The 19,501-nt window shown below is 65.5% G+C and carries 20 protein-coding genes; 16 read left to right on the top strand and 4 right to left on the bottom strand.

All coding sequences use genetic code 11. The features are described from left to right. Nucleotides 1–8: 8 nt before the first annotated feature. The 3 genes from ACREE8_RS08775 to ACREE8_RS08765 form a co-directional block, all read right to left on the bottom strand. Nucleotides 9–1,622 carry an ABC transporter substrate-binding protein gene (locus ACREE8_RS08775; protein ID WP_431572609.1) on the bottom strand — a complete coding sequence of 538 codons (1,614 nt, stop codon included), beginning with the start codon at nucleotides 1,620–1,622 and terminating at the stop codon, nucleotides 9–11. Between the two features lie 120 nt (nucleotides 1,623–1,742). Beyond that, complete coding sequence (locus ACREE8_RS08770) at nucleotides 1,743–2,663, bottom strand: ABC transporter permease (RefSeq protein ID WP_431572608.1); 921 nt, start codon at nucleotides 2,661–2,663, stop codon at nucleotides 1,743–1,745. Beyond that, on the bottom strand, nucleotides 2,663–3,514 hold the full coding sequence (locus ACREE8_RS08765; RefSeq protein WP_431572607.1) for an ABC transporter permease: 852 nt from the start codon (nucleotides 3,512–3,514) through the stop codon (nucleotides 2,663–2,665). The genes ACREE8_RS08770 and ACREE8_RS08765 overlap by 1 nt, the downstream gene beginning before the upstream one ends. A 280-nt stretch (nucleotides 3,515–3,794) precedes the next feature. On the opposite strand from ACREE8_RS08765, the gene ACREE8_RS08760 reads away from it, so the two are divergent. The 9 genes from ACREE8_RS08760 (at nucleotide 3,795) to ACREE8_RS08720 (ending at nucleotide 12,871) form a co-directional block, all read left to right on the top strand. Further along, the gene (locus ACREE8_RS08760; RefSeq protein WP_431572606.1) at nucleotides 3,795–4,457 is read left to right on the top strand and encodes a TetR family transcriptional regulator C-terminal domain-containing protein; all 663 of its coding nucleotides are present in this window, start codon (nucleotides 3,795–3,797) and stop codon (nucleotides 4,455–4,457) included. A gap of 51 nt (nucleotides 4,458–4,508) precedes the next feature. Continuing rightward, nucleotides 4,509–5,507, top strand: coding sequence for a proline racemase family protein (locus tag ACREE8_RS08755; protein ID WP_431572605.1), 999 nt, complete (start codon nucleotides 4,509–4,511; stop codon nucleotides 5,505–5,507). An 88-nt stretch (nucleotides 5,508–5,595) separates the two neighbouring features. Next, on the top strand, nucleotides 5,596–6,357 hold the full coding sequence (locus tag ACREE8_RS08750; RefSeq protein ID WP_431572604.1) for a DeoR/GlpR family DNA-binding transcription regulator: 762 nt from the start codon (nucleotides 5,596–5,598) through the stop codon (nucleotides 6,355–6,357). 181 nt (nucleotides 6,358–6,538) lie between these two features. Beyond that, the gene (locus ACREE8_RS08745) at nucleotides 6,539–7,213 is read left to right on the top strand and encodes a HisA/HisF-related TIM barrel protein (RefSeq protein WP_431572603.1); all 675 of its coding nucleotides are present in this window, start codon (nucleotides 6,539–6,541) and stop codon (nucleotides 7,211–7,213) included. A 45-nt stretch (nucleotides 7,214–7,258) separates the two neighbouring features. After that, on the top strand, nucleotides 7,259–8,737 hold the full coding sequence (locus ACREE8_RS08740; RefSeq protein WP_431572602.1) for a xylulokinase: 1,479 nt from the start codon (nucleotides 7,259–7,261) through the stop codon (nucleotides 8,735–8,737). A gap of 7 nt (nucleotides 8,738–8,744) precedes the next feature. After that, nucleotides 8,745–10,070 (top strand): iron-containing alcohol dehydrogenase, encoded by a 1,326-nt coding sequence (locus ACREE8_RS08735; RefSeq protein ID WP_431572601.1) that lies wholly within the window; start codon nucleotides 8,745–8,747, stop codon nucleotides 10,068–10,070. Between the two features lie 217 nt (nucleotides 10,071–10,287). Beyond that, nucleotides 10,288–11,709: an ammonium transporter gene (locus ACREE8_RS08730; RefSeq protein WP_431572600.1), complete on the top strand. Its 1,422-nt coding sequence runs from the start codon at nucleotides 10,288–10,290 to the stop codon at nucleotides 11,707–11,709. Between the two features lie 20 nt (nucleotides 11,710–11,729). Further along, nucleotides 11,730–11,966 (top strand): hypothetical protein, encoded by a 237-nt coding sequence (locus ACREE8_RS08725; RefSeq protein WP_431572599.1) that lies wholly within the window; start codon nucleotides 11,730–11,732, stop codon nucleotides 11,964–11,966. Nucleotides 11,967–12,211: 245 nt separating this feature from the next. After that, nucleotides 12,212–12,871: a response regulator gene (locus ACREE8_RS08720; RefSeq protein ID WP_431572598.1), complete on the top strand. Its 660-nt coding sequence runs from the start codon at nucleotides 12,212–12,214 to the stop codon at nucleotides 12,869–12,871. A gap of 46 nt (nucleotides 12,872–12,917) precedes the next feature. Here the strand turns inward: ACREE8_RS08720 and ACREE8_RS08715 are convergent, their stop codons facing one another. Continuing rightward, nucleotides 12,918–14,435 (bottom strand): hybrid sensor histidine kinase/response regulator, encoded by a 1,518-nt coding sequence (locus ACREE8_RS08715; RefSeq protein WP_431572597.1) that lies wholly within the window; start codon nucleotides 14,433–14,435, stop codon nucleotides 12,918–12,920. 441 nt (nucleotides 14,436–14,876) lie between these two features. On the opposite strand from ACREE8_RS08715, the gene ACREE8_RS08710 reads away from it, so the two are divergent. The 7 genes from ACREE8_RS08710 to ACREE8_RS08680 form a co-directional block, all read left to right on the top strand. Further along, a complete protein-coding gene (locus ACREE8_RS08710) occupies nucleotides 14,877–15,164 on the top strand; it encodes a hypothetical protein (RefSeq protein WP_431572596.1) in 288 nt (95 codons plus the stop codon). A 28-nt stretch (nucleotides 15,165–15,192) separates the two neighbouring features. Next, a complete protein-coding gene (locus ACREE8_RS08705; RefSeq protein ID WP_431572595.1) occupies nucleotides 15,193–15,624 on the top strand; it encodes a hypothetical protein in 432 nt (143 codons plus the stop codon). 23 nt (nucleotides 15,625–15,647) lie between these two features. Continuing rightward, nucleotides 15,648–15,818: a hypothetical protein gene (locus ACREE8_RS08700; protein WP_431572594.1), complete on the top strand. Its 171-nt coding sequence runs from the start codon at nucleotides 15,648–15,650 to the stop codon at nucleotides 15,816–15,818. Nucleotides 15,819–15,821: 3 nt separating this feature from the next. Beyond that, nucleotides 15,822–17,219, top strand: coding sequence for an APC family permease (locus ACREE8_RS08695; RefSeq protein ID WP_431572593.1), 1,398 nt, complete (start codon nucleotides 15,822–15,824; stop codon nucleotides 17,217–17,219). Nucleotides 17,220–17,338: 119 nt separating this feature from the next. After that, entirely contained in the window at nucleotides 17,339–18,025 is a 687-nt protein-coding gene (locus tag ACREE8_RS08690; protein WP_431572592.1) for a hypothetical protein, read from the top strand. A gap of 11 nt (nucleotides 18,026–18,036) precedes the next feature. Continuing rightward, a complete protein-coding gene (locus ACREE8_RS08685; RefSeq protein WP_431572591.1) occupies nucleotides 18,037–18,390 on the top strand; it encodes a hypothetical protein in 354 nt (117 codons plus the stop codon). 515 nt (nucleotides 18,391–18,905) lie between these two features. Next, on the top strand, nucleotides 18,906–19,501 hold a 596-nt coding region (locus ACREE8_RS08680; RefSeq protein WP_431572590.1), incomplete at its 3' end, for an amino acid permease.

The following is a 19,501-nucleotide window of genomic DNA, read 5'->3' as shown; positions in this document are numbered from 1 at the left end:
CGTCAGGCCTACTGTGCGTCGGTCGCGTAGATGTAGTCGTAGTTCACCGGAATGTGGATCGGTTCCACGAAGAGCTGCGGATCGCCGCTCACCCGCGGGCTGTGCATGGTGTAGCGGGTCTCGTTCATGATCGGAACCCAGGGCGCGTCCTTCATCACGTCGGCGTAGATCGCGGCCCAGGCCTTGTTGCGCTCGTCGGCCTTGGCCGGATCGGTCATCGCATCGGCGGCGGTGGCGCGCTTGTCGAGATCCGGGTTGCAGTACCAGGACCAGTTCCAGCCGCCGGCGATGGCACCCGAGCAGCCCAGGATCACGCTGTAGAAGTTGGAGGGATCCGGGAAGTCCGCGATCCAGGCGAGACCGCCCGACCAGACCATCGGTGCCGCCCCGTCGGTGCCGCCCGCCGTGATGACCTCGGCCTGGGCCAGCGCCTTGATGTCGGCCTTGATGCCGACCGCCGCCAGATCCTGCTGGATCGCCTGGGCGATGCGCGGCTGCGGATCGGTGTTCATCACATAGAGCTCGGTCGAGAAGCCGTCGGCGAGACCGGCATCGGCCAGGAGCTTCTTGGCCTGGGCCGGATCGTAGGGATAGCCCTTGTAGTTCGGGTCATAGCCCGGCATGGCCGGCGGTAGCACCTGGTTGGCGACCTTGGCGCGGCCGTTCAGGATCTGAACGATGCGGTCCTTGTTGATCGCCATGTTGATCGCCTGGCGCACCCGCACATCGTCGAGCGGCTTCACCTTGACGTTGAGGGCGACATAGCCGGTATGAAGCTGCTCGCCGGCGACGAAGAGCTCCTTGTTGGCGGGATCGCTCGTCACCTGCACGAACTGCGCCGGCGGGATGCCGTCGCCGAGGATGTCGACCTCGCCCTTCTGCAGGCGCAGGAGATTGACGGTCGGCTCCTGGCCGATCTCGAAGGTGATCTTGTCGAGATAGGGGACGCCCTTCTTGTTGTAGTCCTGGAACCGCTCCAGCGTCAGGTTCTGGCCCAGATTCCACTCGACGAACTTGAAGGCGCCGGTGCCGACCGGATGATGGCCGAAATCGGCGCCGTATTTCTCGACCTCCTCCTTCGGCACGACATAAGAGAAGTTCATCGCGACGATATGGAGGAAGGCGGCGTTGGGCGAGGTGAGCTTGATGACGACGGTCTTGTCGTCGGGCGTGGTGATGCCCGAGAGCGTCGTGGCCTTGCCACCCGCGACATCCTCATAGCCGGCGATATTGCTGAAATAGCCGGCACCCGGGCTTTGCGTCGCCGGATTGACCGCGCGCTCGATCGAGTATTTGACGTCGCCGGCCGTCATGGCGCGGCCGTTATGGAACTTGATCCCGTCGTGCAGCTTGAAGGTGTAGGTCAGGCCGTCGGGCGAGATGTCGAAGCTCTCCGCCAGGTCGGGGGTGAGCTTGGTGGTGCCAGGCTCGTAATCCATCAAGCCGTCGAAGATGCTCTTGATGATCGACCAGTTCTGCCAGTCATAGCCGACGGCCGGATCGAGCGTGGAGATGTCGTCCTTGTAGGTGATGACGATGGCGCCGCCCTGCTTGGGTGCGGCGAGGGCCGGCAGGCTCGACAGCAGCAGCGCTGCGGCCGCGGCGATGAAAAGTCGCTTCATGGGTTTTTCTCTCCTCCCTGAGTTCATGTTGGACAGTCTCGGGCTCTTGTTTGCGGCCCTTGGCGCGGTTTTCGCAGAAATTCCGCCGTTGCGCCCGTTCCCCGGCAATGACGGGCATTGTCAACGCAACCGGATACGGGGGTCAATCAGCGGCGCGATCAAATCCGCGACAAGATTGCCGATCACGATCCCCACCGCCGCGACCAGGGTCACGCCCATGATGATCGGGATGTCGATGCGCTGGATTCCCATCCAGGCGAGCTGCCCGATGCCGGGCCAGCCATAGACCGATTCCACCACCACGGCCCCACTCATGAAGATGCCGACATCGAGCCCGATCATGGCGATGATCGGCAGCACCGCATTGCGGAAGGCATGGACCAGCACGACCTTGGCGGGCCCGAGCCCCTTGGCCTTGGCGGTGCGCACATAGTCCTGGCGCAGCACATCCACCATCGAGGAGCGCATCATGCGGGCATACCAGCCGCCACCGGCGATGCCGAGCGTCAGGGCCGGGAGGATCAGGTGTCCGAGCGTGCCATAGCCGCCCATCGGAAAGAGGCTGAGCAGGTTGGAAAAGACATAGAGCAGCAGCAGTCCGACCACGAATTGCGGCGCCGAGACCCCGGCGAAGCTCAGCATCATGATCCAGCGGTCGGCGGGACGGCCGCGCCGGGTCGCCGCGAAGATGCCGGCCGGAATGCCGATCAGGAGCTCGAAGAAGATGGCGCCTGCCATCAGCAGCAAGGTCGCCGGCAGGCGGCTCAGGACCAGATCGGAGACTTGCGTCTTCTGCACATAGGAACGCCCGAGATCGCCCTGGGCGAGGCGCATCACATAGCGCGCATATTGCTCGGGCACCGAGCGGTCGAGCCCCAGCTGCTGGCGGATGTTCTCGACCGTCTGCGCCGTCGCGTTGCGGCCGGCGATCATGCGCACCGGATCGGCCGGAATGAGGAAGGTCAGGCCGAAGGTGACGATGGTGATGCCGATCAAGATCGCAAAGGATCCGGCCAAGCGCCGCGAGAGATAGCCCCACATCAGCCGCGCCCCCGCTGGGTCGGATCGAGCACGTCTCGCAACGCGTCGCCCACCAGGTTGAAGGCGAGCGCCACCAGGAGGATCGCGGCCCCCGGGAAGAAGACGAGCCAGGGTGCCGAGAGGAAATAGGACTGGCTCTCGAAGATGATGCCGCCCCAGGAGGGCGTGGGCGGGCGCACGCCCACGCCGAGGAAGGAGAGGGTCGCCTCGAGCAGCACGGTGGTAGCGATGCCGAGCGTGGCATAGACCAGGACCGTCGGCACCAGATGCGGCAGGATGTGACGGAACAGGATCCGCGCGGGTGCCGCGCCCAGCGCGCGCGTGGCCTCGATATAGTCGCGCTGCACCAGGGCCCGGGTCTCGGTATAGACCACGCGCGCGATCTGCACCCAGTTCACCATCGCGATCACCATCGCCACGATCCAGAGCGACGGCGCGAAGATGGCGGCGAGCGCGATCGCGAGCAGCAGCGCCGGGAACGCCATCATCAGATCGGTGAAGCGCATGATGGCGATCGAGAGCCAGCCCTCGACGAAACCGGCGGTGGCGCCCAGGAGCGCGCCGACGATGACCGCGACGCCATTGGCGGCGACGCCGATGATGAGCGAGGTCCGCGCGCCATAGATCAGCCGCGACAGCAGGTCCCGCCCCAGGAGATCGGTGCCGAGCAGGAAATGGGCGCTGGGGGGCAGGGGCGAACCTTCGAGGGTCAACCCGTCGAAGAACTGCTGGGCCGGATCGAAGGGCGCCACCCAGGGCGCCAGGGCCGCCACCAGGACGGTGACGACGATGACGACCAGACCCGCCAGGGCGAGTTTATCGCGCCTGAAGCGCCGCCAAGCCTCGTTCATGTGGGTTGACCCGGGACCGTCCTCGAAAGCCCGCGCTTGCCGAACCAACCCGGACGACCGGCCGGCGGCAAGGCGGCGCCCGATGCTAAGCCCCCGGTTCCGCAGGTCAATCGCTTGTGCATTCCCCAAAGCGGGGGAGGCGGCGGCCGCCCGGCGCGGGCCCGCCGAGATTGTCCCGCGACACTTGTAACCCTTCTGATAATAGGGTTAGGCTTGCATAAGTGGTCGGGCAGCCAATCTCCCGGCGGCCCTGCAAATTGACGTCGACATCGACAGGCTCATGGAACTCAACGAAGCGACTGCCCACGATGCACAGCCCAGCCGGCGGCCGGGCGCCAAGCGGGTGGTCAACGAAGCCCGGATCCTGGTCGCCGCAGAAGAGGTCTTCGCCGAAGCGGGCTATGCGGCGGCCTCCATGGCCGCCATCGCCGAGCGGGCCGGCCTGCCCAAGGCCAATCTCCATTATTATTTCGGCACCAAGGAACAGCTCTATCGCCGGCTGCTCGACAGCATTGCCGATGGCTGGCAGGAGACGATGGACCTGTTCACGGCCGACAGCGATCCGGCCGAAGCCTTCCGGCTCTATATCGCCGACAAGATCGAGTTTTCGCGCCGCCGGCCGCGCGCGTCGAAGATCTTCGCGAACGAGATCCTGCACGGCGCCCCGCATTTCCTGCTGCCGACGCAAGGGCGCGTCCGCGAGCGGTTCGAGCGTCATTGCGCCGTGATCGAGGGTTGGGGGCGCGACGGCAAGATCGCGCCGGTCGATCCGCATCATCTCTTCTTCGTGCTCTGGGCCTCGACCCAGCATTACGCAGATTTCGACGTGCAGGTCGGTGCGCTCCTGGGCAAGAAGGCGCTCGGCGCCGAGGATTATCGCGCGGCGACCGATCTGATCACGCGGATGGTGCTGGCCACGCTCGGCCTCGAAAAGCCGCGCTGATCCGGATCCCGCTCTAAAACTTCAAAGCCGTCACTTTCCGCCGGGATGCCCATGGCCGATCCGATCGCGATCGAGACTGTCGAAATGCATACCGGCGGCGAGCCGGTGCGCCTGGTGGTGAAGGGTTATCCGCCCATTCCCGGCGACACGATCCTGGCCAAGCGGCGCTATGCCCGCGAGCGGCTCGATCATCTGCGCCGGCTGCTGATCTTCGAGCCGCGCGGCCATTTCGACATGTATGGCGTGATCCCGGTCGAGCCCGATCTGCCGGGCGCCGATCTCGCCGTGCTCTTCATGCATAACGAAGGTTATTCGACCATGTGCGGCCATGCGGTGATCGCGGTCGGCCGCTGGGCGGTCGAAAGCGGCCGGGTGAAGCGCGCCGCCTCGGGCGAGACCCAGGTCAATATCCAATGCCCCTGCGGAATGGTGCGCGCCTGGGTGGCGGCGGACGGGGCGGTCCGGTTCGAGAGCGTGCCGGCTTTCGCATTCGCGCTCGATGCCGCGATCGATCTGCCCGGGTCGGCTCGGATCACGCTCGATATCGGCTATGGCGGCGCCTTCTATGCCGTGCTGCCGGCCGCGCGGCTGGGCTTGTCGCTGCCGGGCTCGCCGATGCGCGATCTGGTGGATGCGGCGGCCCGGGTCACAGCGGCGGTCAAGGCGCAGGTTCCCCTGCGCCATCCGGACGATCCGGACCTGGCCTTTCTCTATGGCACCATCTTCACCGATGGCGGCGAGGGCATCGATCGCCCCTCGCTCAATGTCTGCATTTTCGCCGAGCGCGAGGTCGATCGCAGCCCCACCGGCAGCGGCGTCACCGCGCGCATGGCCCTGCAGGTAGCGCGCGGGGTCGCCGGGCTGGGCGATCCGCGTCAATTCCAGAGCGTGACCGGCGCCGTCTTCACCGGACGCGCCATTTCGCCGATCCGGGCGGGCGAGTTCGCCGCGGTGCGGGTCGAGGTCGGTGGTCGCGCCCATTACAGCGGCAGCGCCCGCTTCACGCATGAGCCCGACGACCGGATCGGCCAAGGCTTCCTGCTCGGTTGAGGCCCGTGCGGGGCTGGGTTCAGGAGTGGCTTTCGGCGGACTCCCCCGGCGTTGTATCGTCGGCGGAGCAACAGGGAAGCGTTCCTGAATGACCGAAGCCGACCGACAGGAGCAGATCCTCGCCCTCGTGCATCAGCGCGGCTTCGTCTCGATCGAGGCGATGGCGGAGCATTTCTCGGTCACGCCCCAGACCATCCGGCGCGACGTCAACCGTCTCTGCGCCAAGTCGCTGCTGCGCCGCTATCATGGCGGTGCCGGCCTGCCTTCGGGCATCGAGAACGCTGCCTATCAGGCGCGCCAGGTCATGCAGCTGGCGGAGAAGAAGCGCATCGCCCATGCGGTGGCCGAAGAGATTCCCGACGGCAGCTCGATCTTCATTGCGATCGGTACCACGACGGAGCAGGTGGCCCGCGCGCTGCTCGATCATCGCGGGCTCAAGATCATCACGAACAATCTGCATGCGGCGAACATCCTGACGGAGAATGCCGACTTCGAAGTGCTGGTGGCCGGCGGCATCATGAACAACCGCGAGCGCGGCCTCGTGGGCGAATCCACGGTCGAGTTCGTCGGCCAGTTCAAGACCGATTTCTGCGTGGTGGGGGTGGGCGGCATCGACGGCGACGGCACCTTGCTCGATTTCGACGTGCGCGAGGTGCGGGTGTCCCAGGCCATGATGCAGCATGCCCGGCAGACGGTGGTGGTGGCCGATCACAGCAAGTTCGGGCGCAACGCCATGGCGCGCCTCGGCCGGCTCGAGGAGGCGCAGCTGCTGGTGACCGACCGGCCGCCGCCCGCGGCCTTGAAGACCCTGATCAAGCGCAGCAAGACCCGGCTTCTCCTCGCCCGCTGAGGCGCGGATTTCCCGAGGTTTCCGTGGGCGCCGGGCGATGTTCGATTTCGATCACAGATTTGCTCGATATTTTCATTTGTGAAAATGATCCGGCCCGACTAGTCTCCCGGGGCTCGCGTGGGGCGGGAGGGTTTCCCGCCGCCCCTGCTCGCGCCTCCGCCGGCCCGAAAAAGAGGAATTCATGGACTTCATCTTCATGCTGACGCGCGACGACCAGACCATCGAGGACTGCGTCGAGCTCTATGACACGATCCGCGCGCTGCCCTTGCGCCATGTCGGCTTCAAGGATGTCGGGGTGCCGGTGGATGTGCTGCGCAAGCTGCATGGAAAGCTGAAGGCCGACGGGCGCGTCACCTATATGGAAGTGGTCAGCACCAGCGAGGAAAGCTGCCTGCGCTCCGCCCAGATCGGGCTCGATCTCGGCGTCGATTGTCTTCTGGGCGGCACGCAGGTCGATCTGATCCTGCCGCTGCTGAAGGGCTCGCGCACCGGCTATTACCCGTTCCCGGGGATTCCCGTCGGCCATCCGACCAAGCTTGGCGGCAGCCCGCAGCGCATTGCCTCCGATACGCGCAGCGCCCTCACCAAGGGCTGCGCCGGCGTCGATCTCCTGGCCTATCGCGCGACCGAGGCCGATCCGCTCGATCTCATCCGCGCCGCGCGCAGCGTGACGGACAAGCCCGTCATCGTCGCGGGCTCGATCAACTCGCCCAAGCGCATCCGCGACATCGCGGCCGCCGGCGCCTCGCTCTTCACCATCGGCACGGCGGCGCTCGATGGCAGCTTCTATCCGCGCAACGGCCTGCTGACGAATCAGCTGAAACATATTCTCGAGGCCTGCGCGGCGACCGCCTGACGCCGGAGGGAGACCGCCCGCAAGGAAGACGGATATTCATCGGCCATGGGTCTTTTGCTCGGCATCGATCTCGGCAGCCAGAGCCTCAAGGTGGTGCTGCTCGATGAACCTCTGGCCCTGCTGGGCAGCGGAAGACGGAGTTATTCGATTGCCTTCCCTCGGCCCGGCTGGGCCGAACAGGATCCGCGGCTCTGGGAGGATGCTCTCGGGCCCGCAATTGCTGACGCGCTGGCTGCTGTGGGGAGCAAGCCCGGCGACGTCGCGGCCCTTGGCGTAGCCGGACAGCTCGATGGCTGCATCCCGGTCGACGCCAAGGGTCACCTTCTTCACGCGGCCCTCATCTGGATGGACCGGCGCGCCGACGCGTCGCTGAACCGCGTCCGCCACCGTCTCGGCAGCAAGCGCGTGCGGGCGCTGACCGGCGCCAATCTCGACGGCACGCATATGGCGCCCAAGATGCGCTGGCTGATCGACGAGACCGAGGCCGGCAAATCCGCGAGCCTGTTCCATCAGCCCGTCACCTATATGGTCGAGCGTCTCACCGGCGCGCGCGCCATCGATCACGGGCTGGCCTCGACCTCGCTCGTCTATGGTCTCGCTGAAGGCAATTGGCTGCCGGAGCTCATGGCGGCCTTCGAGCTTCAGCCCAAGCTGCTGCCGCCCTTGCGCCGCAGCGAGGACAAGGCCGGCCGCCTCAACGCCGAGGGGGCAAGGCTCACCGGACTGCCGGTTGGAATTCCCGTCGCGGTCGGGACCGGCGACGATTTCTCGACGCCGCTGGGCGGCGGCGTGATGCAGACCGGCATCGTCGCCGACGTGCTGGGCACAGCCGAGGTCGTGGGCGCGCTCGATCGCGAGCCGCGCATCGATCCCTCGGCCCTGACCGAGACCCATCGCTATGTGGGCGCTAGGTTCCATTACATCGAGAATCCGGGCTGGGTCTCGGGCGGCGCGCTCGAATGGCTGCGCGCCACCTTGGGCATTCCGGATTTTGCCGCGTTCGATCGCCTGGCGGCGGCGGTGCCGCCCGGCGCCGACGGGCTCCTCTTCCTGCCGGCCTTGAGCGGCGCCATGACCCCCGAATGGATTGCGGGCGCGCGCGGCTGTTTCTATGGACTCACACCGTCGCATGGTCCGGGCCATCTGGCGCGCGCGGTGCTCGAAGGCAACGCCTTCGGCCTCCAGGATGTGGTGCTGGCGCTGAAGGCGATGAATGTGGCGACCGACCGGTTGCGGCTTCTGGGCGGCGGTGCGCGCAGCGATCTCTGGGCGCAGATCCGCGCCGACGTGACGGGCCTGCCGGCAGAACGCGCGCGGCATTCCGATGCCAGTGCGGTCGGTGCCGCCATCCTGGGCGGCGTGGCCGCCGGAATCCTGCCCGACCTGGCGACGGCCGCGGGCCTGATGGGCGCCGCCGGCTTCATGATCGAGCCCGATGCGCATCGCAACCGGCTCTATCGCGAGGCACATGGGCGCTATCGCCAGCTCTTCCGGTCGCTGAAGCCGATGTTCGGGACCGAGTAGGATCGCGATGTCCGATTCCCTCATCGCCGATCTCCTGGCCGGGCGCTGGCGCGATCCCGAAACGGGCGCCGCCGTCACGGTATCGATCCGCAGCGTCGAGATCGCGCCCAGCCTCGCCGGCAGTGAAGCCGATCTGCTCAAACCTTTGGGGCTCGGACGGCGCCTGGCGCTGGTGAGCGATCCGACGACGCATGACATCCTCGGCCGCCGGGTCGAGCGCGCGCTGGGCAGCATCGCCGATCTCCAGCGCGTGGCGCTGCCCGACCGTCCTCACCCCGACGATGCGACCGTGGCCTCGATCCGCGCCGCAACGGCGAGCGCCGACGCGCTGATCGCGGTCGGCGCCGGCACGATCAACGATCTCTGCAAATATGCGGCCTTCCTCGACGGCAAGCCCTATGCCGTCTTCGGCACCGCGCCCTCGATGAATGGCTATTGCTCGGCCAATGCGGCGATCACGGCCGGCGGTCTCAAGAAGTCGCTGGCGGCGCGCGTGCCGGCGGGCGTGTTCCTCGATCTCTCGGTGCTGGCCGCGGCCCCGCGACGCATGATCCGCAGCGGGCTCGGCGATTCGCTCTGCCGCTCGACCGCCCAGGCCGACTGGCTGCTTTCGCATCTGATCCTGGGAACGCCTTATCGGGAGGCGCCCTTCGCGCTGCTCGCCGCCGACGAGAGCGCGCTGCTCGAGGAAGCCGGCGCGCTCATCGCCGGCAATGCCGCGGCCATGACGCGGCTGGCGCGCACGCTGGTGCTCTCCGGCCTCGGCATGGTGATCTGCAATGGCAGCTATCCCGCGAGCCAGGGCGAGCATCTGGTCTCGCATTATGTCGAGATGATGCAGGGCGACAAGCTGCCCGAGACCTTCCATGGCGAACAGATCGGCGTCACCACCCTCAGCCTCGCGCGATTGCAGCATCGTCTCCTCGACGGGCCGCCGCCGGTGTTGCGGCCGACCGCCATCGCTCCGGGCGATCTGAAGCGGCATTTCGGCGCCGAGCGCGGCGAGGCCTGCCGCCGCGAATGGCAAGGCAAGGCGCTCGACGCGACCAAGGCCGAGATTCTCACCCAGCGCCTGGCGCAGCACTGGGACCGGATCCGGGCGCGACTCCAGAGCGTGATGCGTCCGGTGCTGGCGCTCGAGCGCGCCCTCGTGGTCACGGGCGCGCCGCGCCGCGCCTTCGATCTCGGTTGGTCCGCCGTGCTTTACCGGACGGCGCTCATCCGCGCGCGCCAGACCCGCAACCGCTATACCGCGCTCGATCTCGCGGGCGATTCGGGACGGCTCGAAGAGTTCGCGACGCGGGAGAGCCACTCCCAGCCCGGCGCCGAATAGACGAAAACCCGGACCAATTCCGTACCTCTATCCATTCGGGGCGTACCCAGTTGGATTGAAGTAACCCTGAACGAATGTTAATAATTCCTCCGGATGGGGGATGGGTAGCCGTTTGGGGGAAGAAGCAATCAACGCCGCCTTTGAGCCTGCCCGTTGACCGGTTCGGTGCTTCCGGTTTGTCCCATTCTGTGCGCCAGAGCGACTTAAGGGGGACTCGATGGACAACGACATTACCGCCTTACAGGTGCTTTTCACCGAGACCTACTACTGGATCACGATCGTCTTCATGTTCCTGATCCATGTCGGCTTCTGCACTTATGAAGTCGGCGTCTCGCGCCGCAAGAATCATCTGGCCACGCTGATGAAGAACGCGATGGTGATTCCGGTCGTCGGCGTCAGCTTCTATCTCTTCGGTTGGTGGCTCTATTCCTCGATGGTCAACGGCCCCGGCATCACCGGCGGTCTCGTGCCGGCGCCCTTCGCCACGCCCTGGAGCGAGCTCATGGGCACGCATATGGGCGGCAAACCCGTGCAGACCGGTCTAACGCCCGCGGACACGGCGCTGTGGGCGCGACTGAACGGCGTATTCTGGGGCGCCTTCCTGTTGTTCTCATGGACCACAGCCTCGATCGTCTCCGGATCGATCATCGAGCGCGTCAAGTCTGGCGCCTTCTGGCTGATCGCGGTCATGATCGGCTCGGTGACTTGGATCATCGACGCGGCCTGGGGTTGGCATCCGGCAGGTTGGATGGTTCAGCTGCTGGGCTACCATGATGCCTACGCGTCCGGTGTCGTGCATGCGATCGCGGGCGGCACTTGCCTGGCCGTGTTGTTGAATCTTGGGCCTCGCATCGGCAAGTTCAGAGCGGATGGCACGCCGCGCAACATTCCGCCACAAAATCCCTGGCTGGTCTGCATAGGTCTGTTCCTGATCTATACGGGCTTCTGGGGTTTCTACGCGGCCTGCAATATTCCGATCTATGACGTGCAGGCTGGCGACGGTGTGTTCTGGTCCGCCACCAATATCTATCTGCAACCGACCACACTATCGGCCATTACCTTCAACTTCATCATGTCGCTCTGCGGCGGTCTGATGGCCGGTTACATTGTCTCGAAGGGTGACGCCTACTGGACGTTCTCGGGCGGCCTCGCCGGCGTCATCGCCTGTTCGGCCGGCAACGATCTCTATCATCCGATCCAGGCGATGCTGATCGCGGCAATCATCGTCGTGATTATCTACAAACTGCATTACTGGGTGGAGCGCCGTTTCAAAATCGACGACGCGGTCGGTGCGGTGGCGGTTCATGGCTATGCGGGATTCCTCGGCGTCTGCGCGACGGGCTTCGTGCTGTGGGGCTATCCGTCCTCGCCCGATGCTTTGCTGGGGCATGACCATGCCTGGGCCAAGATCACGCCATGGGGCCAGTTCGCTGGTGCCATGATCATGTTCTGGGGTCTCGGGTTCATTCCGGGCTATGCCCTCTCCTGGGTGCTCAAGAAACTGAACCTGCTGCGCATTCCGCGCGAGGTTGAATTGGCCGGTCTCGATTATCATGCCCACGCCGTGACCGTGCGCGAGGACGACGAGATCAGGGCGGTGCTGATTGAGGCCGGGCGTTCGCCCGCAGCCGCTGAATAGAAAAAGGAGAGGATACTGTCATGACGACGGGTAATTTCTCTGATTGGAGCGGCAATATGTTCGATCTAGGCCCTCTCTATCCCTTCGTGGGATGGGAGGTGCCGATGGCCATCGTAGGCATCATCTTCTGGATCGGCTGGCATGTGTGGCAGATCAAGATGGAAAACCGCCAGCTCGAACAGGAGGCGGCGATGCTGAAGCAGGGTGACAATCTGCAGAAGGCGATCCAGGCCGAACACACGCCGGAGCGCATGTAGCGGCACGTTCAGGCCTCCTTTGCCATGACCAAAGGGGCGCTGGCCATAGGCCAGCGCCCCTGCCTTTTGGGACAAAAGGGCACGAGGCCCTAGAACTCCGCCAGTGGCCAAATTCAGGCCCAATCCGGTGCCAGCCGGGACTCTTTTGCGGCGCGGCTCGAAAGCGCTATGCTGCCGCCCGCAACGCGGTCGTGTTTCTTGACCTCCGTCAAGCGACCTCTCGGCGGCTGCGAACAGGCATTATCATGCGAATTCTCGTCGTTGACGACCACACCCTCTTCAGGCGCGGCTTTTCCCTCCTGCTGCAGCGGCTTTATCCCGAAATCGAGATCGAAGAAGCCAGCGATGTCGCGAGCGCACTCGAAGCGGTGCGCCGAATCTCGGTCGATCTCGTGCTGCTCGATCTGGCCATGCCGGGGATGGACGGTTTCTCCGGATTGGAGCAGCTGCGCGATGCCTCGCCAGGAGCGGCGATCGTCATTGTCTCGGCGATCAGCGATTCGGATCGGATCCGCGAGGCGCTGGAGCGCGGCGCGCGCGGCTATGTGCTGAAGACGATCAATGACGCGGCGCTCAAGCACGCCCTGTCGCTGGTGATGTCGGGCGAAACCTATGTGCCGGCGGAACTGCTGCAGGAGCGGGCACTCAAGGGCGGGGGCGGCCCGGCGGGCAAGGGCGGTCCCGAGAATCCCCTGGCCCATCTGACCGATCGCCAGCGCGACGTGCTGGGGCTGCTCATGACCGGGCAATCCAACAAGGAGATCGCGCGCGATCTGGGCTTGCTCGAAAGCACGGTCAAAGCGCATATCAAGGTGATCCTGAACAAGCTCAGCGTCGCCAACCGCACGCAGGCCGCGATGGTCGCGGCGGGCCTGGGCTGGCATCCTGCGCGTCCGGTTCATTGACCGGGATTGCCGGGTCGTCCTGTTCGTGATTTCTCGCCGGACGCACCTAGCGAAGCGACAAGAGGCGCTCGATCGCGTCTTGCAGGCGATGGGCCTCGATCGGCTTGTGCAGCAGCTCGAAACCCGAGGCGCTGGCCTCGGCCAGCCGGGCTGGCTCGGTGTCGCCGGTCAGAATCAGGCCCGGCACCTTCAGCCCCAGCCGCTCGCGGAGATAGCCGATGGCGTCGGCGCCCGTGAACCCGTCGCGCAAGCGGTAATCGGCGATGATGGCGCTGGGCGTGCGGCCATTCTCGGTCAGTTTCGCCAGGGCCGCCGGTGCGGAATCCGCCACCAGCACCTGATAGCCCCAGCGGCCGAAGAGCGCGTCCATCGCCTCGAGCTGGTCGGGATCGTCGTCGATCGCGAGCAGCAGCGCTCCCGAGGGCGGTGACGCTGCTGCCGGGCGTTGCGGCACCGGCGACGCCATCGCCGCATGGGACTCCGTGAGCGGGACCAGGACGCGGAAGATCGAGCCGCGGCCGGGTTTCGAACGAACCTCGATCGGATGGCCGAGCAGCTTGGCGACACCGGCCACGATCGCCAGCCCCAGCCCCAGCCCGCGCGTGCGATCGCGTTCGGGATTTCCGACCTGATAGAACTCCTCGAAGATGCGCTCGATCTTGTCGGGCGCGATGCCGATGCCGGTATCCAGCACCTCGATCGCGAGCCGGTCGCCGGCGCGCCGGCAACCGATCAGAACCTTGCCCCGCTCGGTATAGCGCAGCGCATTGGAGACCAGGTTCCTCAGGATCCGGCCCAGCAGGGTCGGGTCGGTGCGGATGGTGGCGCTCGACAGCAAAACGCGCAACGCCAGCCGCTTCTCCCGCGCTGCCTCGGAAAACTCCGTCTCGATCTGGTCGAGCAGATCGGCCACGGCGAAATCTCGGAACTTGGGCGCCAGCACGCCGGCATCGAGCCGCGACACATCGAGCAACGCGTCGAGCAACTCGTTGGCCGCCTTCAGCGCATCCTCGATCGAGCCCAAGAGATCCAGATCGCTGCGCTCGCGCAGGCCGATGCGCAAGGCGGCCGCGAACAGATGCGCCGCCTGCAAGGGCTGGCGCAGATCGTGGCTGGCGGCGGCGAGGAAGCGCGACTTGGCGCGGTTGGCACGCTCGGCCTCGGCATGGGCATCGCGCAACGCGTCTTCCGACAGCTTGCGTTCGGTGATGTCGCGCACGCTGGTGCGAAAGCCGAGCGAACGGCCGGCGCGGTCGAACAGCGTCTGCCAGCTGACCGCGGCCCAGACCAGCTTGCCGTCCTTGCGCCGGAGGCGGAAGGCGACGTCGTTGCCGCTCTCCCCGCGCTCGCCGCGATCGATCACCTCCGCGATCAGGGCCCGATCCTCCTCATGGACCAGGGGCAGCGGGTAATCCGGCATCGCCAGACATTCGGCGACGCGATATCCCGTCATGCGCTCGACCGCCGGATTGATCCAGAGCGGCTGGCCGTCATGGCCGAGCCAACTCTCCCAGTCGTAAGTGTAGTTGGCGATCGCTTCGAAAAGCCGGTCGGTCTCGGACATGGGGACGGGGTGCGAAGATCGGCTCGCGCCGGTCGGACCGCGCGTCGGCAAACTCACCGGCTCCGCGTCGGGCGGCATTTTGCCGTCGGGTCGCATCGTCCGCATGGTCCCATCCCTCCCTGCCGATCAGTGGAACCGCTTGGGCGTCGCTTGTCCAGTTGGGCCTGGATTCTCCCCAATTCGGGGGATGGTCCGCTCAAACGGGCGAAGCCCGCAGCCAAATGACGCTTGGACATCAGGAGGAGCGCCGGGGCACCGTTTCCTATAGGGAACGGAAGATTCCTAATTGAGTGGCGCCAAAGGTTGAGGATTGCGCCTTCCGGCTACCCGGTCGGGTCTCGATCCGGGGAGTCCAGCGAGGCGACGAGCCTGCCGGCGGTGCCGAACAAGGTCCGAGACGACCCCGAACGGGGCGGCCGGCCCGTCGCAAGGGGGAAGCCAATGGCACAATCCGCTCAGAATCTGTCTGCGCGCATCGAAAGCATGTTCGGGCGCGACAGGATCTTCGCCTGGGGCCTGGTCGTGGCGCTTTGGGCCACGGTCGCCTTCGTCCTGCTCTCGGTCAATTCGATGATTCCGTCGAACGGCATCAGGATCGCCTCCTGGGTCGCCGCCTTGGTGCTGCTGCTGTTCAACACCGCGTCGATCGGCGCGATGGTCCGGCATTACAGCCACGACAAGGAACATATCTACGGGCTCGATATCAAACATCTCGACGCCGGCCGCTGACGCCGACGCCGAGCGAGGGGGAACATTCATGGCGCAGAAATACATTCCGCCGCAGCAAAGGAAGATCGGCCAGATCTTCGACGTCGCCTGTCTTCTGGTGATGGTCTTCGCGGTCCTGTTCGTGCCGGTCTGGCTCAAGATCGCGGTGCCGTCGCGCGTTCGCGTCCTGCCCGCGACCGTCCAACTCACCGAAGGGACCGACGCCGACGGCAATCCGACCCAGACCTGGACGGGCTTGACCTGGGAAGCGATCGGACAGAACGCCACCATGCAGGAACGCTGGCAGGCCCTGGGCTACACGGTCGAGGGCGCGGCCGACATTGTCACGCAGCCCTTCGACTACACGCTCGATGTCGGCGGCATTGCCATCACCGGCGTGGTCATCCTCGGCTATTTCGTCTTCGTGCTGGTCCTTTCCCGGCGCGAATACAAAGACGTCATCGCCGAGAAGTTCGAGTAGCGCGGGAGCCCGGGGGAAACATCATGGATATCTGGCAAATCGCGGAATGGGCAGCCTGGATCGTCTCGGCGCTGCTGTTCGCCTGGATGCTGTTCGATTTCGTGAAGACGGATCGCTCCTACAGCGAAGCGCAGCTTCTGAGCTCGCGCGAAGGCGTCGACGATCTCTTCGGCGAAACCAAGAAGGGGGGCTGAGCCATGGCCGAGCAAACAATGGCGGCACCTTCGTCTCAACGCATCCAGCTCCTGAAAGTGCTGGGGCCGGCGCATGTCTGGGCGCTGGGCGTCGGCATCGTGCTGGTCGGCGAGTTCATGGGGTGGAACTACGCGGTCGGCAAGGGCGGCGCCTATGGCGCGCTCATCGCCTGCTGGGTGATCGGCCTGCTCTATACCTGCGTCGCCATGATCGATTCCGAGATCACTTCGACCGTGGCGGCCGCAGGCGGCCAATACGCCCAGGCGAAGCACACGATCGGGCCGCTGATGGCCTTCAATGTTGGGCTTTATCTCGTGCTGGCCTACACCATGCTCGAGGCGGGCGACATCCAGGTCGCGGGCCAGCTGATCCAGATCGGCATCGGCGAGCTGGGCAGCACCGTGAACTGGGTTCCCTTCACCGTCCTGTCGCTGGCGATCCTGGCCTGGCTCAATTATCGCGGCGTCTTCATGACGCTCACGGTGAATTTCGTCATCACCGCCGCGGCCTTCCTCACCATCATCATTCTCTTCATCGGGCTGCAGCCCTGGAACCCGCATGAAATCATGCGGCATACCGAGCTGCTGACGGATCTGCCTTATGGCTGGCTCGGCGTGATCGCAGCCTTCCATTTTGGCATCTGGTTCTATCTCGGCATCGAGGGCACCTGCCAGGCGGCGGAAGAGGTCCGCTCGCCGGGTCGCGCCCTGCCGTTGGGCACGATGACGGGAATTATCACGCTGCTGATCGCAGCGGGCCTCACCTGGTATGTCTGCGTCGGCATGCTGCCCTGGGAATATCTGGGCTGGGACGCGACGCTGGCCCCGCTGTTCGACGCGGCGCGCGTGTCGGGCAGCACCTTCCTGCATGTGGCGCTCTTCGTCGGCACGCTGTTCTCGGCCATCGCTTCGGCCAATGGCTGCATCAACGACGCCGCGCGGGCCTGGTTCTCGATGGGCCGCGACCGCTATCTGCCGCAATGGTTCGGCGCCGTGCATCCGCGCTATCGCACGCCTTACCGCTCCATTGTGTTCCTGATTCCGATCGCGGCGATCTTCGCCATCTGGGTGCCGCTGGCACAGATCATCACCTTCTCGATCCTGTCAGGATTGCTGAACTACACCTTCATGCCGATCAACATGTGGAGCTTCCGCAAGAAATGGCCGATCGGCTCGATCCGGCGCGGGTTCGAGCACCCGTTCCATCCGCTGCCGGCGGCCGTGCTGCTGTCGCTCTGCATCATCACCTTCTTCGCGGTCTATCTCGGTTATGGCCGCCAGCTCCTGGCGATGATGTTCTTCTATATCGTCGCCTCGCTCTGGTTCCATTTCCGCCGCTACCAGTTCGTCCGGCGCGGTGACCAGTTCACCATGGCCTGGCCGAAACCGCTCGGTTATTGAGCGCAATAAGCGACCGCCGCTTGCCGGCGGTCGCCTTACCTCCCACTGTGACTGGGCCGGCGTCGGAAGTTCTGCCGCCGGCCTTTTATTTTCCGGATAACAGGCTTCGGACCGGCACGATGTCATGGCTCGCCGCCCCGCTGGCGGTTCTCTTCTTCGTCATCCTGATCGTCATGCACCGGCGCCATCGCGTGGCGGTCAAAGCCGAGCGCGGCGCGCTGTTCGAGAATGTGCTGACGCTGTTCGAGCGCTATCGCGTGGAGCAGGACGATGTGGACTTCCCGGCATTGGTCGGCGGTTATCGCGGCTTCGACATCAAGCTCGAAGCGCTGGTCGATCATGTCGCCGTGCGAAAGCTGCCCTCGCTCTGGCTGCTGGCGACGGTCAAGGCCGAGCTGCCGCAGCGGTCGGCGCTCGATTTCCTGGCGCGCCCGCTCAACACGGAGTTCTATTCGCCCAGCAGCCATATGGAGCATCGCCTGCCGACGCCGGCCGGATATCCGGCGGGCTTGCGCGTGAGTGCCGACGGGACGGAGGGCCTGCCATCCCCCGCGGTGATCGCGAACCAGGCGACGCTGTTCGACGACAGCAAGATGAAAGAGCTGGTGATGACGCCCAAGGGCGTTCGGCTCGTCTATCAACTGGCCGAGGCCGAGCGTCCGTACTATCTGGTGTTGCGCCAGGCGGAGTTCGGCCCGCATCTGCGCCTCGATCCAGCGCTCGCGCGCCGCCTGATCGACCGGGCGATCGCGATCATTGAAGAATTGCGCCGCGACCCGCCGCCGGATGCCGCCTGCCCATCATGACGAGAGCCCGCATGGCGAAACCGCAGACCACGAAACCCAGAAGCCCGCCGCCGGCGGCCACGGGCGAGGATAAGCCACCCTTCCATCCCTATCTCGTGCTGGCGATGTCGGTCTTTCCCGGTGTGGGGCAGATCTTCAATGGCGATTCCAAACGCGCCTTCATGTTCGCCTTCTCGATGCTGAGCCTTGGCTGGATCACCTATCACCTGACCTCGCCTGACCATTCCTTTCTCGGCCGCTATGCCGGCGGAGTCTTCGTCTATGCGATGTCGATCCTGGATGCCTACAAACAGGCCCGGCTGCGCTGGGAGCTCTGGCATCTCCGCCGCCGCCAGGCGCAAGCCGCCCGTGACTCCGAGTCCTGACCCCGTTCGACCGGGTTGTCGGGCCCGGATCGGGTAAAGCGGTATCGAATTGGCTCATCGGGGATAAATCGAAAGCACCCGCGTTGCGTCGGCGGGGCCACTCTGATATCCAGATTCCATGGCGGATTCGGACGTAAAGATCCTGACGCCCTGGGAGTTGAGGGGACACAAGGTGCCGACGGCACCCCGGTGATCCGGTTGCCCGCCGCGTTCCGTGGAAACGGACGTGGCGGTTTTGTTTTGGGCTGGGTTTCGAAGCGGGAATCCATGTCGAGAGGACGCGCGAGACATCGTCGGTTTTGGGGCCGGCCCGTGACGGGCGGGAACCATGACGGCATGGCCGCGCCATCGCCCTCCATTGCGAAGGCGGCCTCGCGCCGTCTCCTGATCATTCATCGACGGGCGGGGGAAGACCGGCAACCGGCGCCGCCGCTTTCGGCAAATCGGGCCCGATGGGCCCAACGGCCACTTTAGGGGGATTACTCATGGCAAGCGCTACCACTCAGAGTCCAACGATGTTGCGGGACGTCGATTGGAAACAGGTCGTCTTCGTGGCGGCTGGCGTGCCCGCATTGGTTCTGTTCTCGATGGGCGGCATCTCGGCCACGGTCGGCGCGCCGGCCTGGCTGGTCTGGACCATCTCGGTCCTGCTGGGCTTCGCCCAGGCCTTCACCTATGCCGAGATCGCGGGCCTGCATCCGTCCAAGACGGGCGGCACCGCCGTCCATGGCGCCACCGCCTGGATCCGCTACAGCCAGATCCTGGCGCCCTTGTCGCTCTGGTCGAACTGGCTGGCCTGGACCCCGGTGCTTGCCATCGGGTCGGGGCTGGGGGCCGGCTACCTGCTCTCGGTCTTCTATGCACCCGATGCCAGCATCATGACCTGGCAGGCCACGCTGGTGGATCTGAGCTTCATCTCCGATGGCCTCAGCTTGCGCTTCAATGCGACCTTCCTGCTGGGTGCGGCCATCATGCTGGTGGTGTTCGCGATCCAGCATCGCGGCATTCTGCGCACCGCCCAGATCCAGACGCTGCTGACGATCGCCTCGCTGCTGCCGCTCTTCATCGTCTGCATCATTCCGCTGCTGGCGGGCAATGTGCATGGCGAGAA

Origin of the sequence: Hypericibacter sp., assembly GCF_050729195.1 — a bacterium.
Classification (GTDB): domain Bacteria; phylum Pseudomonadota; class Alphaproteobacteria; order Dongiales; family Dongiaceae; genus Hypericibacter.
Note: the sequence above shows the minus strand (reverse complement) of the source record. Positions and strands in the feature narration are given on the sequence as shown.